The sequence below is a fragment of the Mammaliicoccus sp. G-M28 genome (assembly GCF_022386595.1).
GTDB lineage: Bacteria > Bacillota > Bacilli > Staphylococcales > Staphylococcaceae > Mammaliicoccus > Mammaliicoccus fleurettii.
Genome location: NZ_JAJNIF010000039.1, coordinates 1 through 452 on the forward strand (window position 1 = coordinate 1; position 452 = coordinate 452).

At 48.2% G+C, this 452-nt stretch carries 3 tRNA genes; all 3 read right to left on the reverse strand.

The window, feature by feature from the left end:
- Window positions 1–105: 105 nt before the first annotated feature.
- The 3 genes from LQ609_RS12575 to LQ609_RS12585 all read right to left on the reverse strand — a co-directional run bounded on the left by LQ609_RS12575 (window position 106) and on the right by LQ609_RS12585 (window position 359).
- Window positions 106–181: transfer RNA gene (locus LQ609_RS12575), tRNA-Ala, on the reverse strand.
- Window positions 182–197: 16 nt separating this feature from the next.
- Window positions 198–271: transfer RNA gene (locus tag LQ609_RS12580), tRNA-Pro, on the reverse strand.
- 11 nt (window positions 272–282) lie between these two features.
- Window positions 283–359, reverse strand: a tRNA-Arg gene (locus LQ609_RS12585).
- Window positions 360–452 lie beyond the last annotated feature (93 nt).

The window sequence follows — 452 nt, forward strand, 5'->3', positions numbered from 1 at the left end:
TTGGTTAAGCCAATCACTCTTTGAAGTACTATAAGTACTCAATTATTGGAATTAACGTTGACATATTGTCATTCAGTTTTCAATGTTCATTATCTATTTTAAAAATGGTGGAGACTAGCGGGATCGAACCGCTGACCTCCTGCGTGCAAAGCAGGCGCTCTCCCATCTGAGCTAAGCCCCCAAGATATTAATAGAAGTCGGGAAGACAGGATTCGAACCTGCGACCCCTTGGTCCCAAACCAAGTGCTCTACCAAGCTGAGCTACTTCCCGTTATTTAAAAATGGCGCGCCCGAGAGGAGTCGAACCCCTAGCCTCTTGATCCGTAGTCAAACGCTCTATCCAATTGAGCTACGGGCGCTAAAAATGGTGCCGAGGACCGGAATCGAACCGGTACGGTAATCACTTACCGCAGGATTTTAAGTCCTGTGCGTCTGCCAGTTCCGCCACCCCG